Below are 14,951 nucleotides of genomic sequence, written 5' to 3'. Positions count from 1 at the left end.
TACATTATACAATGCACCAATCAAAAACTATTTTGTTTTTTCTGGCTCCTCGAACGTCATGCCTTTCAAGTCGACAGTCACTTTCGTCATCAAAAGCGGCTCATTCGGACGGTCCTGGCTGTTAGTCGGCTGGTTGACGATTTGATCAACCGCATCCATGCCTTCAATAACTGCGCCGAAGGAAGCATATTCGTTATCAAGCGTCGGCGCATCCGCTACCATAATGAAAAATTGGGAGCCAGCGGAGTTCGGTTCGCCCGTTCTCGCCATGGAGATCACGCCGCGCGTGTGCTTCAAATCATTTTGAAAGCCGTTTGATGTGAATTCCCCTGGAATCGAATAGCCAGGGCCGCCGGCGCCTGTTCCATCCGGATCGCCGCCTTGAATCATAAATCCTTGAATGACACGGTGAAAAATCAACCCGTCATAATAGCCTTTTTGGACGAGCGATATAAAATTGTCAACTGTATTCGGTGCAATTTCCGGGTACAGCTCAACTTTAATGACGGTGTCATTGCTCATCTGAATCGTTACGACCGGATGCTTGTCCGAGTCAAGCAGATTGGCTGATGGGCTGGATGAAGGCTCAGCCGATGCAGCAGGTGCCGAAGACTCGCTGGACACGTTAGCTGCCGATCCAGCGGCTCCTGAGCTGGAATTGCTGCCTGTACCGCTTCCTGCGCCGCAAGCGGATAGAACAAGCATTATGGCTGCCAGAATCAGGAGCAGCGAAAAAGCTTTTTTGGTGCTTTTCATTTTCAACATGTAAAGGGTTCCTCCTAAAATGAATGTAGAGACACAGCGTAGCAGCTGTCTAATCAGGCTAAAAGCTATTCCAAGTGTACTATAGCGCTATTGGAAAATAAAGCGAAACAACAAGAACCCCCGCCAGCACTCAGGGAGCGCGATCGGGAGTTCTTGTTGTTATGCGTAAGCTAACCTACAACGTTGTAGGACATAATCCAGATAGAGCCTGCAACGATGGTGAGCAAGATGACGAGCCCGAATATAAGTGCCATCGTATTGTAACGCGGCTTTTCCTCGTCTCTTAAATGCATGAAGAAGAACAATTGAACGACGAATTGCAAGGCTGCCATAATCAGAATGACGATTATCGTCAGCTTCTTGCTCAGCATATCATTCATGACGATGACAATCGGGATAATCGTCAAAATAATCGACAATACAAACCCGATGACATAGGACCTCATGGAACCATGTGATTCATGAGACGGGGAATGCGAGTTGTGGTTATCCATGCTACATCACCCCCATCAGATAGACGACCGTAAGGACGAAAATCCAAACGACGTCCAAAAAGTGCCAGTACAAGCTAATAATATTAACCTTGCGCTGTGTTACTGGCGTAATGCCGCGACGGTACAATTGAATCATCAGCGCGGTCATCCATACGATACCGACCGATACGTGAAGACCGTGCGTACCGACAAGTGTGAAGAAAGCAGACCAGTAAGCGCTAGTGCCAATTGTTACGCCTTCGTGTACCAGCTCAATAAACTCGCTGACCTCCAAATAGATGAAGGCAAGACCGAGAACTGCGGTAACGGCGAGCCAGCCAATAAGGCCTTTCTTATTGCCTCTGTGCATTTGAAGCACAGCGATACCGCTTGTAAAGCTGCTTGTAAGCAAGATGAACGTCTCGGCGATAACGCCAGGCATCTTGAACATTTCATCGGCCGTAGGGCCGCCATCCGTGCTGAGTCGAAGTACGACAAATGTTGCAAATAACGTACCGAACAAAATAACGTCGGTAATCAGAAACATCCAGAAGCCGAATGTTTTCAGTGATTCATGTTCATGCTCATGGTGCTCGTCATGATGACCGTGGCCGCCATGGCCGTGCTTATCATGACCGGTTACTGCTTGTGCCATTATTTTGTCCCTCCTAATGCGGCTTCCGTCCGCTCGATCTCATCTACAGGAATGTAGTAGTCGGTATCGTAGCTGAAGGAACGCGCCAGCATGCAAATGGCAACGCCGATTGCGCCAGGTATAATCATCCATTTCCAATCCCAGACGAACCCGAAGCCCATAACGAAGAAGGAAACGGAAATCAAAAATGGAATGGCAGAGTTTTTCGGCATATGAATCGGTTCAAGTGGAGCAAGCGGCTTAGGCTTTCCGCCATTTGCCAAGCGCTGCTTCTCTTCCCACCAAGCATCCTCGCTGTCTACAACCGGAACTCTTGCAAAGTTATAAAGCGGTGCAGGAGATGGAATCGACCATTCCAGCGTGCGGCCATCCCATGAATCGCCGGTTGGCTCTTTTTTGTAAAACTTGATGCTGTGCGCGATTTGCCATACTTGGAACAGGAACGCCAGACCCATAATAAACGCGCCGACAGTAGAGACGACGTTAAGCGGCTGCCAGCCCATATCAAAGTTGTATTCGTTGAAACGACGGGTCATCCCCATCAAGCCAAGCGCGTACTGCGGCATGAAACAAACGTAGAAGCCGATGTTCCACAGCCAGAATGCCCATTTTCCAAGGCCTTCATGCAGCTTGAAGCCGAACATCTTAGGCCACCAGTAGTAAAGTCCGGCGAAGTAACCGAATACGACGCCCCCGATCAGCACTTGGTGGAAGTGGGCAATCAGGAAGTAACTGTTGTGGAACTGGAAGTCAGCAGGTGCGACAGAGAGCATAACCCCGGTCATACCGCCGACGATAAAGCAAGGAATAAAGGCGATCGTCCAAAGCATCGGCGTTGGGAACGTCAGCTTGCCTCGGTACATCGTAAACAGCCAGTTAAATACTTTAACCCCTGTAGGTATAGCAATCAGCATCGTCGTTACGGCGAAGAAAGCATTGACGTTCGCGCCGGAACCCATGGTGAAGAAGTGATGCGCCCATGTAAAGAACGAGAAGAAGCTAATCGACATCAGGGCGAATACCATGGATTTGTAACCGAACAGCTTTTTCTTCGAGAAAGCCGATACGACTTCGGAGAAAATACCGAATGCCGGCAAAATAACAATATATACTTCAGGATGTCCCCACATCCAGATGAGGTTGATATACATCATCGGGTTGCCGCCGCCATCGAGCGTAAAGAAGTGAGCGCCGAAGTAGCGGTCAATAAACAGCAGGAACAATGTAACGGTCAAGATTGGGAATGCGAACATAATTGTAATACACGAGGAAAGTACGGACCATACAAACATCGGCATTTTCATCAGCTTCATGCCTGGTGCGCGCATTTTCAAAATCGTTACGACAAAGTTAATACCGGTGGCTAAGGAACCAATACCGGAAATCTGAATGCCCCAAATATAGAAATCTTGTCCTAGACCCGGACTTCCTGAAAGTTCGGAAAGCGGTGGATAGGCCAGCCAGCCTGCATCCGGCGAACCGCCGATAACGAAGGAAACGTTAAACAGCATGGCGCCAAAGAAAAACATCCAAAAGCTGAGCGAGTTCAGGAACGGGTAGGCGACGTCGCGCGCGCCGATTTGCAGCGGCACAACGATATTGAATAAGCCGAACATAAGCGGCATCGCCATAAATAAAATCATAATAACGCCGTGCGTTGTAAAGATCGCATTATAGTGATCGGCGTGGAGGAACTCTACCTGCGGCACAGCGAGCTGCACCCGCATCAGCAGGGCATCGACGCCACCACGGAAAAGCATGAGAATCGACGCGATAATATACATAATGCCGATCCGTTTATGATCGACGGTGGTCAGCCATTCTGTCCATAGCCAGCGCCATTTTTTGAAATACGATAGGGCGAAAACGACGGCAACCATGGACAAGCCGATGGATACCTGTGCTCCAAGTATGAGCGGGTCGCCAGTGATGAAAAAATCATTGAGCAAGAAATCGATTAGATTCTGAAACATGCGGCGTCTCCTTTCGTCTTGTGTTTAGTGTGAATGCTCGTTCGTTGAAGATTGTTGGTCATGATTCATATCCATGCCGTCCATATCTTTCATGTCCATATCACTCATATCCATGTCGTGATCCTTGCTGGTGTCTTCTTCTGTAGCTGTGGAGCCGCCATGATGATGGGCAGAGCCGCCTTCGCCAATGTATTGCATCACGACTTTCTGGAACAGTCCTTCAGGGAAGGAGGAGAACGATTGCACCGTCTCAACGCTTGGCTCAGTAAGCTTCTCAAAGCCTTCTTGTGTCAGCGCCGGAGCGGTTGTCTTCACCTCTTGAACCCACGCTTTATAATCATCCTCGGAAGTTGCCTTCACATTAAAAGTCATTTGGGCAAAATGCTCCCCAGTGAAGTTGGCGCCCGAGCCGTAATAATTGCCAATCTCATCTGCTTGCAGATAAAGCGTCATCGCCATGCCGGACATCGTATAAATTTGGCCGCCCAGCTGCGGAATCCAGAACGAATTCATCGCCGTATCAGAAGTCAGTCTGAACTGAATCGGAGTGCCCTCTGGAATTTGAAGGTAGTTGACTGTAGATATGCCCTCTTCCGGGTACGTAAACAGCCATTTCCAATCCAGCGAGGTCACTTCAATCGTTATCGGTGCTTTCGCAGAAGCAATCGGCTTGGATGGCTCCAGCTCATACGAATACTTGACCGTTACGATTGCCAGAATAGCGATAACTACAATTGGAATACTCCACCAAATAATCTCCAGCTTCGTGCTGTGATTCCAGTTCGGCTGGTAGGGAGCGTTGTTGCCTTTTTTGTCGCGGTAGCGCCATACGATGTAGCCGGTCAAGATCAGAACGGGCACGACAATAACCAGACAGAGGATCGTTGAAAAATAAATCAAATCCTTCTGGCTTTCGCCAATTGGCCCTTTTGGATCGAGCACCAGATACTGCTCGCCGCAGCCAGAGAGAAGAACGGCCATCAGCATGATGAGCAGGGGTGTCAATACACGAATATAACGTCTCAAATGGTTCAACTCCTTGGATATACTCTTAGCCTTAACATTAGCAGAAGTTACGGAGAATAACTGCTGACTTAACAATTACGTCAACAATTCGTCTTTTTTTCGTAATAGAAAGTTCACCAGTTCGACAATTGTCATTCACTGGATCTCAAAAAAGCTCCGACTTTATCAAAGGTGAAGCGGCTGTCGCCGTCCTTTGGCGGTTTGCGCGGGCTAAGGCTTGTCCTGCTGCATGAATCATATCGTCATAATTGTGGCTGCATTATATAGGTTGAAAAAAATAAAAAGCCCCACTGTCAAATCGACGGTGAGGCTTTAAATTGTACGTTCTCAATAGCTGTGCTGCTCCAGCACGGTTACTTCTGCTCTTCTTCAGCCTGCTGGGCCCGTCTTGCATGCACAAGGCCAATAGCAGTGCCAATGGTGTAGATAAATACGCTGCCTACCATAAATCCAAGCCCGACCATAAGCCATACGTTCTTATCGCTGAAGTGGCTGAGATTTATTAAGCAAAGGACTACGCCTACAGAGAGAACGGTCCAAGCGATGATGGTCATTGCGGTTACTAAACGTTTCACACTAGCTGCAGTTGCAGATTTAACGTCGCTGATTGTTGCTGTTTTCGTTGTCATTATAAACACCCCGTTTACTTGTAAGTGCTTTCTTGCACTCATTATAACACACTTTATGCGAAATGTTCAAAGAAAATTCACGATTTGATCAAATTTCCGACAAAATTAGGGGAAGTGCCTTTACTTTTAGGTTTTTGTATTAGTCGTGCTGCCACCAGCGCTTCAAATCATTCCACCATGATTTTCGCTCCTCGGCAGCTTTGCTCTCTCCTGTTCCCTGAACGGAGGTGTCCCCGGGCTCTCCCGATGCTTCGCCGCATACTTCGACAGGTTCTGTGCCTTTGACGAAATATTCGAGCTGCTTCGCCGAGCAGGTAGCTTCTGCCAGCTTGCCGCTGGCGGGATCGACGTAGACGCTGACGACATCCTCCGGTATCGGAAAAATTTTCGGCGGAACCGCCGACAGCGCCTGCTCGGTATAGGCGGCGAAAATCGGCGCTGCGCGGTGCGCTTCGGCTACGGTCAGCTTGCGGCCTTTGTCAAAGCCCGTCCAGACTGCTGTAGCCAGCTCTGGCGTATAGCCAACGAGCCAAGCATCATTAGCGGTCGTGCCCGTTTTGCCAGCGACAGGCCGTTTAATCATGGCAGCTACGCGATTTCCTGTCCCTCCGGTATCGAAGACGCTCTCCATCAGGCTGGTCAATACGAATGCATTTGCGGGATCGACAACCTGCTCGGCTTGTTGCTTCGCTTCATATAAGATGTGTCCGCTGCGATCCTCTATTTTTGTAATAGCGATCGGCTCAACCCGTTTGCCGCCGTTCGCCAGCACAGCGAAAGCCGAAGCCATCTGGTAGGGGCTGACCGGGAAGGTGCCTAGCGCAAGCGATGGCAGCGGGCTCATCGGGCTGGTTATGCCCAGCTTGCGCGCCGTCTCAATGACTTTGTCTGCGCCGACCGCCATAATCGTATCTACAGCGTAAATGTTATCGGAGCTGGCAATCGCCTGCCGCATCGTAATAAAGTCATTGGTGTACTTGTCATTGTAATTGCTCGGCTTATACACTTTGCGTCCCTCATCATAGATAAAGGAGGTCGGCTCGCTTTTGAAGCGTGAAATGGGCGTCAACAGCCCGTCTTGGAGCGCGGTTAAATAAACAATCGGCTTGAAAGAAGAGCCGGGCTGGCGTGTATCCGCAAATACGCGGTTAAATTGATTGTTCTTGTAATCCCGCCCGCCAACCATAGCTTTAATGTAGCCATTGCGCGGATCAAGCGAAATGAGCGCTGCTTGCTGACCGTCACTGTCCGCCAGTTCCTTGTCGACAGCGGCTTCGGCAGCATTTTGCGCCACAGGATCAAGGGTTGTATAAATCGTAATGCCGCCTTCGTTCAGCAGCTGCTCGTTGATGCCGAGCTTGTCCACGGCTAAATATTTCACATAATCGCGAAAATACGGCGCGAATCCGGTCTGGTTGCCAGCTCCGAGCGGCTGGAATTGCAGCACCTCTTCATATGCCTTACCCGCTTCCGTCTTCGAGATCACACCATCCTCCGCCATAATGGACAAAATGGTAAGCTGCCTGTCCTTGGCGTTTTTCATATCCATGTATGGGGAATAGTATTTGGGACCCTTCGGAATGCCGGCCAGCATGGCGCTTTCGGCAAGCGTCAATTCCGATGCTTTCTTATTAAAATAGAGCGAAGCTGCCGCCTCAATGCCATAAGCGCCATGCCCGTAATAGATTTGGTTCAAATAGAGGCCCAAAATTTCGTCCTTGGAATAATGCATCTCCAGCTGCATCGTGTAGATCGCTTCCTTGAATTTGCGCTGCCACGTTTTCTCATGTGTCAAATACAAATTGCGGGCGAGCTGCTGCGTCAGCGTGCTGGCCCCTTGCTTGGCTGATAACGAAACGGTATTCGCCACGATGGCGCGCCCCAGCCCTTTGATGTCGAAGCCAGGGTGGTCGTAGAAGCGCCTGTCTTCAATTGCAATGGTCGCCTTCACCAGATTGGGGGATATTTGATCGAGCGGGACGGAACGGCGATTTTCGCCCGTATGGAATGTATCGATAACCTGGCCATGCAGGTCGAGCATTTGGGAGGTTTGGCTAATGGATGCCGCAGGCAGCGACTGCATGCTTAAATACAGCAGAGCGCCGACAAAGCAGGCGGTCAGCAGCAGAAACAGCGCGGCGAGCCGCCCTGCCCATTTTTTAAATCGATAAAAGGCTGTAGGGTGCTGAACCATTCCGGGTACCTGATGCTGGGACGTCTGATGACGGGATGCCTGATGTGCGGATGCTGGGGCCGCTTGTGCGCGCCGGTTTCGGTTCAAGCTTGGACGCTGGCGGAGTCTAGGGAAAAACCGTTCAGAAAACGCGGAAAGCTTGCGTCTTAAGGACGGCTTGGCGGGCTTGATTTTGTGCTTGTTCATGGAGCGTGCTCCCTTCGGATGAACGATCATTCCTCATTAGTATGGAAAAAGCAGGGAGGCTATATTCATCCTATGTTAGCGGAGTGTTAATTTTTTGGGCGGATATGGTGTAAAAGGTTGCTTTTTGACCTCGTTCTACTATAATACAGATTGAACCATTGACGGAAAGAAGGGATATCACGCTATGGAATTGTGGTACACGGAGAAACAAACTGACAGCTTCGGCATTACGGCGAAGATTAAAGAAACTTATGTTACGGAACAAACAGACTTTCAAAAGCTGGATATGATTGAAACGGAAGAATTCGGAACGATGCTCGTATTGGATGGCATGGTTATGACGACAGTGAAGGATGAGTTCGTTTACCACGAGATGGTTGCTCACCCGATCCTGTTCACGCACCCGAACCCTGAGCATGTGCTCGTTGTGGGCGGCGGCGACGGCGGCGTTATTCGCGAAATCATGAAACACCCTAAGGTGAAAAAGGCAGTCCTTGTTGACATCGACGGCAAAGTTATTGAATATTCGAAAAAATATTTGCCGACCATTGCTGGCGAGCTGGACAACCCGCGCGTAGAAGTAATCGTGAATGACGGCTTCATGCATATCCACGATCATAAGAACACGTATGATGTCATTATGGTTGACTCCACAGAGCCAGTTGGCCCTGCAGCCAACCTGTTCACACGCGGCTTCTATCAAGGCATTTACGAAGCGCTGAAGGAAGATGGCATTTTCGTTGCTCAGACGGACAACCCTTGGTTTAAAGCGGACCTGATCCAAAGCGTCAACAAAGATGTGAAAGAAGTGTTCCCAATCGTGCGTGTATACGGTGCGAACATTCCTACGTATCCAAGCGGCCTGTGGACATTTACGCTGGGCAGCAAAAAATACGATCCGCTTGAGGTTGACGAAGCGTCGATCGCCGAGATCGAAACGAAATATTACACTCCGCGCCTTCACAAAGCGGCATTCGTGCTGCCTAAATTTGTGGAAGACCTGATTAAATAAGCTAACGTACAGAAAGCGAGGACAAGCCCTCATGAAACTCGATCAAAAATATTCCGGCAACGTCTTCATCCTGAGCTCTGAGGATTATGCGGCTTCCAAAGCAGTCATCTACGGCATGCCGATGGATTTCACCGTCAGCTTCCGTCCAGGCTCGCGCTTCGGCCCTCCGCGCATTCGCGAAGTATCGATTGGCCTGGAAGAATACAGCCCGTATCTTGACCGCAGCCTCGAAGAGATTGAATACTTCGATGCAGGCGACCTGCTGCTGCCATTCGGCAACGCGGCACGCAGCCTCGAAATCATCGGCGAATTTGTTCGCGGCGTACTGAACGATGGCAAAATGCCAGTCGGAATGGGCGGCGAGCATCTCGTATCTTGGCCGATTTTCCAAGAGGTGTATGCAAAATATCCGGATCTTGCGATCATTCATTTTGATGCGCATGCGGATCTGCGTGAAAGCTACGAAGGCGAGCCATTGTCGCACTCCACGCCGCTGCGCAAAGCAGCAGGACTGCTTGGCGGCAAAAACATTTACCAATTCGGTATTCGTTCGGGCTCGCGCGAGGAGTTCCAATATGCTCGCGAGAACATTAATTTCCACCCGTTCGAGGTGCTGGAGCCTTTGAAAAAAGTGCTTCCGGAGCTGGCAGGACGTCCGGTTTACTTGACGATCGACATCGATGTGCTTGATCCTTCGGCAGCGCCGGGCACGGGCACAGCAGAAGCAGGCGGCATCACATCGAAAGAGCTGATCGAAGCGGTTCACGCGATCGCGGCTTCCGGTGTGAACGTTGTGGGCTGCGACCTTGTAGAGGTAGCGCCAGCTTACGACCCGACGGAGCAAACGCAAATCGTTGCGGCGAAGGTCATTCGCGAAATGCTGCTTGGTTTTATTAAGTAGCACTTAAATATAAACAGCATTTGAAATCAGAAAGAAGCTTGCTCTGGCATAGATTGCTGGGGCAAGCTTCTTTTTCATTCGGGCTTAGGGTTTCTGCTTCTGTAGCGATGGCCGCCAGCTCATGCTGCACCGACATAGTTACTTGCTGCTTATGCTTATGCTTGTGCTAGTGCTTGTGCTGGCTGCTGGACAGGCACGCAAATCTCGCGAATTCATCGCTTCGCCGTCAGCTTCTCCCCGCCCGGTATTTCATTGTTGGCGATCATTTCACCGAACGGGCTGATGAAGGAAAGGTTGCTTCCGGCATCCCTATGGTTTAAGGGCAGCTTCGGAAAGAGCAGCTCGGCTGTCCGGTAAGCTTCCTCCAGATGCGGGTAGCCTGACAAAATAAACGTCTCAATGCCCAGCTCCGCGTATTCTTTCATGCGCGCAGCTACGCTGTCCGGGCTTCCGACCAGGGCCGTACCTGCGCCGCCGCGAACAAGTCCGATGCCCGCCCACAGATTAGGGCTGATCTCCAGCTTGGAGCGGTCGCCGGCATGAAGCTTCGCCATCCTCTTCTGGCCCTCGGAGTCCATTCTGGCGAAAATTTGCTGGGCCGAAGCAATCGTTTCTTCATCTAAATGCTGAATCAATTCATTTGCAGCCGTCCATGCTTCTTCATCAGTAGAACGGACAATGACATGCAGACGAATGCCGAACCGCAGTGTTCGGCCCTGTGCGGCTGCGAGCTTCCGCATCCGGTTGATTTTTTCCTCAACCTGCTGAGGCGGCTCGCCCCAAGTTAAATACACATCGACATGCTCGGCTGCGACCTCCATGGCTGCTTCCGAGGAGCCGCCGAAATAGAGTGGAGGATAGGGCTTTTGAATCGATGGATACAGCGCCTTGCCTCCTTCGATGCGGATATGCTCGCCTGCAAAATCCACCGATTCCCCTTCGAGCTCCTTGCGCCACACCTCCAAAAACTCGTCCGTCAGCGCATACCGATCATCGTGGCTGAGGAAAAGGCCGTCACCGGCCAGCTCTACGGGATCGCCGCCCGCTACGACATTAATCAACAATCGCCCGTTGGAGAAGCGGTCTAGCGTCGCGGACATGCGGGCGGCAAGGGTAGGCGATACGAGCCCGGGCCTGACCGCCACCAGAAATTTCAACCGTTCTGTAACCGGGATAAGGCTGGAGGCGACGACCCAGGCATCCTCACAGGATTTGCCCGTCGGCAGCAAAACGCCGCTGTAGCCGAGCTCATCAGCTGCTTGGGCAATTTGCTTGCAATAGGAGTAGCTGACGGCTCGCGCTCCCTCGCGTGTTCCTAAATATCGCCCGTCGCCATGTGTGGGAATAAACCAGAATATTTCCATGCCGTAGTGGCCTCCTTTGTTAAAATCGTTGCTTCATCGCAAGCTTGTCATTCAGCGCTTGCTGCTTTCCATAAGCAGCCGCCAGACGGGGTCAGTCAGGCTTTCCTTATCAAAGCCGAGATATTGGTTGGCATAAGCCCGGACGGGATCCCCGGCATAGAAACGCTCATACAGCTCATGCCGTGACCCGAGCGGACTTCCGACCAAATCCCAAGCCAGCTTGAACAACTGGACCTTCTTCTCGGCGCTGACGGAGGCACCCTCAAAATAAAGATGCATCAGCTTCGAGATGGGGCCATAAAAGTCCTCGACGCCTGCGGGTGCCTGCACAAATCCGCCGCCGCCGATCTGCTGGACAATTTCAATGGCTCGCGGGTAAAACTTCGTTCCAATATTGCGAGCTGCATCAATGTAGGAAATTTCCGGAACGAGCACGCCGGCAGCATCGGGCCGGGCCTGTGTCTCGGAGGCGATAACAAGCGCCTTCATGACCGAAATTTGTGTCAGCAGCTCCCCGAGCTTTTCCTGCACATGCAGAAAGCCATTGGCGCCAATCGCCTCCGCAATCGCGAATGCAATGCCGGTTACAAATTCGAGCTTGGCGACATAGCGCACAACATTTTGATGGAAAGCCAGCGCATTGGCGGTCTTGTTCGCTCTGAGCGCGAGCACCTTCTCGGAATCGCCGTGCAGCAGCACCCTTTCCCAAGGAATGAGCACATCATCGAAAAATAGCACCGCATCCATCTCGTCATAACGGGAGCTCAAAATATGATTCTGCTCTCTGCCGTCCGCGAAGGATTCCCGGCACACAATATGCAGCCCTGGCGAGTTAGCTGGTACGATCAGCACATGAGCGTGCTTGCGCTCCTCAGACTTGAATTTAAGAAAGGAGAAAATGAGGAAATCATGGGTGTAGGGCGCGCCTGTCGCTATCATTTTGGCACCCCGCACGACAATGCCTTCGCTCGTCTCCTTCACCACATGCAGAAAACGTTCGGCGATGCGGCTGTCGTCGAGACTGCTGGAACGGTCAATCTGCGGGTCGATAATGGCGGTGGTCAAAAATAAATCCTGATCCCGCGCTTTCTCATAATAGGCGGTGATTTTGGATTCGAAATGGGGATCAAGCTGCCCCAGCTCGGATCTTGCCGCATACCATCCGGTTACCATCGACCGAGCATAGTCGGACAGCCTGCTCATCATGCCGTGCGTCTCCTGTGACCAGAAAGCAAACGACTCGCTGCGTTTCGCAAGCTGCTCAGAAGTATAGGGCACAAGGAAGGAGCTGTGGGCATAGCGCTCGGTCCCTGGAACTTGAAAGCCGATTTTATCTCGCACTTCCGGGTCGTCGAGTTGATTAAATAAGGTTTTGATCGTCTCAAGCGTGCCTTTGAAGGCTGGATGGGCAGGCAAATCGCTTAGCTTCTCTCCTCCAAGCCATACGCTTCTTCCATCATTCAAGCTTTGAAGAAAATGTCCTCCCCGCACTGAAGCTGGTCTCCTTTCATGGGTAAACCCTTGCTTTTTTAATCTCGCAAAAACCAATTGATTTAGTTTGATTTATTTATTATTATAGCTAGTAACCTGAAGGCAGCAACAAACAATCTGCCTGGTTTTATTGCTAAACCAACATTAAGCGGCCATATGTTGCCGTGCTTTGCCCATAGCCTATTTTTCCAACATATTCAATTCATGTGTCGGACTAAGCGGAGGAGGACTGAAGTTCATCAGATGGAACATTCAAACGCTCATTCTGTTGATCGCCGTATTCAACGCACGCGCCAGACGATTATTGATGCATTTGTGAAGCTCATGATGGAGAAGGAATTTTCAAGCATTATCATTAAGGATATTACGGAGAAAGCCAATGTGAATCGCTCAACGTTCTATGCCCACTATTTGGATAAGTATGATTTGCTCGATAAAATCGTGGATCAAAAGTTTTCTGCCCTGCGCGTTCTTATGGAACATGAGCTCGCGAAGCCGGAGCGAGAGCGGCCGGGTTTTGAAGCGCCTGATCCGTATTTTCTCGCTTTATTCGAGCATATTGCGGACAATGAATGCTTTTATAGCGCGATGTTTGCTAAAAAGCCGAGCGAAGCTTTCGGGGTAAAAATGGCAGATGTCATTCGGGAAAGCTGCTATGCCCAAATATCAGCGATGAGCCTGGAGAAGAAGATGATGGTTCCTATGGACTTGCTGCTCGATTACATGAGCGCATCCATTATGGGCATTATCCAAAGCTGGCTTGACCAGCGGATGATTTATTCCCCGCGTTACATTGCCCTCCAGCTTACACGCCTCTCCCTTTCGGGAACGTATGCGGCAATGGGGCTGCAAAAATAAGCTCACTACAGATTCAGCTGCAAAGTGGATTATTGTTTTGATCCCTGCTATTCCATACGCTAAATGTAGGATATCCAACAAATTCGCTATAAATGGCGGTTGCATTGCTAGCGTGATTAGCTATTATAAATATCAAATACGATTAATTTTATAGGAATTAAAGGGTTTCTTTTTTTAAAACGTTTCATCATCAAAAACAGCCGATTAGACCACTAAAGGCGCCTGATTCAAGTAAAGCTTCAGGTGTCTTTTTCGTGCGCAAAAATTGGGCCGCAAGGATGGATAGCACAGGCTATCCTCTTGACAAAAAAATCAGTAGAGGTGAGTAAAATGACTTTGAAATTTGCTTATTGGGTGCCAAATGTAAGCGGAGGCTTGGTCATCTCCAAAATTCCGCAAAAAACCGGATGGTCGTTCGATGATAATGCGAGATATGCGCAAATTGCGGAAGAAGCGGGCTTCGAATTTGCGCTGCTGCAGACCCGTTTCATTGCCAGTTATGGAGCAGACAATCAGTTGGAGGCAATTAGCATGGCTTCTGCGCTGGCGGCAGTGACCTCAAAGATTAAATGGATTGCGGCTGTATTGCCGGGTCTATGGCATCCGGGGACCGTCGCCAAAATGATTTCGACCATTGATCATATCAGCCATGGACGAGCTGCCGTTAACATCGTCAGCGGCTGGTTTAAGGGAGAGTTTCATGGCTATGGCGAGCCATGGCTGGATCACGACGAGCGCTACCGCAGGTCGGAGGAATTTATCCGTGTATTGCAAGAGCTGTGGTCGCAGGATGAAGCTTCCTTCCGGGGCGATTTCTACCGCCTTAATGCTGCACCCCTGAAGCCAAAGCCAGTCGTCATTCCACCCGTATTTCAAGGCGGCAATTCCTCGGCAGCACGAAAGATGGCCTCGCGAGTATCGGATTGGTATTTTATGAATGGCAATACAATCGACGGCTTCAAGGCGCAAATTGATGAGGTTAAGGCGGCTGCGGCGGCTAATAATCGGGAGCTGCGAGTAGGGGCAAATGCATTTGTCATCGTGCGGGATACGGAAGAAGAGGCAAGGCAGGTGCTGAGGGACATTATTGCGTATTCGGACCCCGAGGCTGTGGAAGGCTTCCGCAGCCAAGTGCAGTTCGCCGGGAAAGCCTCGCCTGAGAAGGAGGGGATGTGGGCGAACTCGGATTACAACGATCTGGTGCAGTACAACGATGGCTTTAAGACGGGTCTCATTGGCACGGCTGAGCAGGTGGCTGACAAGATCATCGCGCTAAAGGCCATTGGGGTAGACCTCATTCTGACCGCCTTTCTGCATTACGATGAAGACCTTAAAGCATTTGGCGAAAAAGTGATTCCTCTCGTTCGGGAGAAGGAAGCAGCATTGCTGAGCGTAGCATCCCAATAATAAGAAACGTAAGGAGA

Annotated in this window: 13 protein-coding genes; 4 read left to right on the top strand and 9 right to left on the bottom strand. The window is 50.4% G+C overall.

Annotation, left to right across the window (positions count from 1 at the left end):
• Positions 1 to 27: 27 nt before the first annotated feature.
• The 7 genes from BBD42_RS07995 to BBD42_RS07965 all read right to left on the bottom strand — a co-directional run bounded on the left by BBD42_RS07995 (position 28) and on the right by BBD42_RS07965 (position 7,715).
• On the bottom strand, positions 28 to 756 hold the full coding sequence (locus BBD42_RS07995) for a peptidylprolyl isomerase (RefSeq protein ID WP_099521514.1): 729 nt from the start codon (positions 754 to 756) through the stop codon (positions 28 to 30).
• Positions 757 to 935: 179 nt separating this feature from the next.
• Positions 936 to 1,259, bottom strand: coding sequence for a cytochrome o ubiquinol oxidase subunit IV (cyoD, locus tag BBD42_RS07990; protein ID WP_056035051.1), 324 nt, complete (start codon positions 1,257 to 1,259; stop codon positions 936 to 938).
• 1 nt (position 1,260) lies between these two features.
• On the bottom strand, positions 1,261 to 1,893 hold the full coding sequence (gene cyoC / locus BBD42_RS07985) for a cytochrome o ubiquinol oxidase subunit III (protein ID WP_056035047.1): 633 nt from the start codon (positions 1,891 to 1,893) through the stop codon (positions 1,261 to 1,263).
• Positions 1,893 to 3,866, bottom strand: coding sequence for a cbb3-type cytochrome c oxidase subunit I (locus tag BBD42_RS07980; RefSeq protein ID WP_099517730.1), 1,974 nt, complete (start codon positions 3,864 to 3,866; stop codon positions 1,893 to 1,895). The genes cyoC and BBD42_RS07980 overlap by 1 nt, the downstream gene beginning before the upstream one ends.
• A 24-nt stretch (positions 3,867 to 3,890) precedes the next feature.
• Positions 3,891 to 4,853 carry a ubiquinol oxidase subunit II gene (cyoA, locus tag BBD42_RS07975; RefSeq protein ID WP_099521513.1) on the bottom strand — a complete coding sequence of 321 codons (963 nt, stop codon included), beginning with the start codon at positions 4,851 to 4,853 and terminating at the stop codon, positions 3,891 to 3,893.
• Between the two features lie 392 nt (positions 4,854 to 5,245).
• Entirely contained in the window at positions 5,246 to 5,521 is a 276-nt protein-coding gene (locus tag BBD42_RS07970; protein WP_056035225.1) for a hypothetical protein, read from the bottom strand.
• Between the two features lie 139 nt (positions 5,522 to 5,660).
• Positions 5,661 to 7,715 (bottom strand): transglycosylase domain-containing protein, encoded by a 2,055-nt coding sequence (locus BBD42_RS07965; protein ID WP_099521512.1) that lies wholly within the window; start codon positions 7,713 to 7,715, stop codon positions 5,661 to 5,663.
• Between the two features lie 370 nt (positions 7,716 to 8,085).
• Here BBD42_RS07965 and speE point away from each other — a divergent pair, with 370 nt between their 5' ends.
• Together speE and speB are read left to right on the top strand one after the other, a co-directional pair.
• A complete protein-coding gene (gene speE / locus BBD42_RS07960; protein WP_099517729.1) occupies positions 8,086 to 8,913 on the top strand; it encodes a polyamine aminopropyltransferase in 828 nt (275 codons plus the stop codon).
• Between the two features lie 31 nt (positions 8,914 to 8,944).
• The gene (speB, locus tag BBD42_RS07955; RefSeq protein ID WP_046229589.1) at positions 8,945 to 9,814 is read left to right on the top strand and encodes an agmatinase; all 870 of its coding nucleotides are present in this window, start codon (positions 8,945 to 8,947) and stop codon (positions 9,812 to 9,814) included.
• A 212-nt stretch (positions 9,815 to 10,026) separates the two neighbouring features.
• Here speB and ssuD read toward each other — a convergent pair whose 3' ends face one another.
• A complete protein-coding gene (gene ssuD / locus BBD42_RS07950) occupies positions 10,027 to 11,178 on the bottom strand; it encodes an FMNH2-dependent alkanesulfonate monooxygenase (RefSeq protein WP_099517728.1) in 1,152 nt (383 codons plus the stop codon).
• Positions 11,179 to 11,229: 51 nt separating this feature from the next.
• On the bottom strand, positions 11,230 to 12,669 hold the full coding sequence (locus BBD42_RS07945; RefSeq protein ID WP_099517727.1) for a 4-hydroxyphenylacetate 3-hydroxylase family protein: 1,440 nt from the start codon (positions 12,667 to 12,669) through the stop codon (positions 11,230 to 11,232).
• Positions 12,670 to 12,912: 243 nt separating this feature from the next.
• Here BBD42_RS07945 and BBD42_RS07940 point away from each other — a divergent pair, with 243 nt between their 5' ends.
• Both BBD42_RS07940 and sfnG read left to right on the top strand, forming a co-directional pair.
• On the top strand, positions 12,913 to 13,527 hold the full coding sequence (locus BBD42_RS07940) for a TetR/AcrR family transcriptional regulator (protein ID WP_172455429.1): 615 nt from the start codon (positions 12,913 to 12,915) through the stop codon (positions 13,525 to 13,527).
• 330 nt (positions 13,528 to 13,857) lie between these two features.
• Positions 13,858 to 14,934: a dimethylsulfone monooxygenase SfnG gene (sfnG, locus tag BBD42_RS07935; protein WP_099517725.1), complete on the top strand. Its 1,077-nt coding sequence runs from the start codon at positions 13,858 to 13,860 to the stop codon at positions 14,932 to 14,934.
• The last annotated feature ends 17 nt before the right edge of the window (positions 14,935 to 14,951 follow it).

Source organism: Paenibacillus sp. BIHB 4019 (assembly GCF_002741035.1).
GTDB lineage: Bacteria > Bacillota > Bacilli > Paenibacillales > Paenibacillaceae > Pristimantibacillus.
Note: the sequence above shows the minus strand (reverse complement) of the source record. Positions and strands in the feature narration are given on the sequence as shown.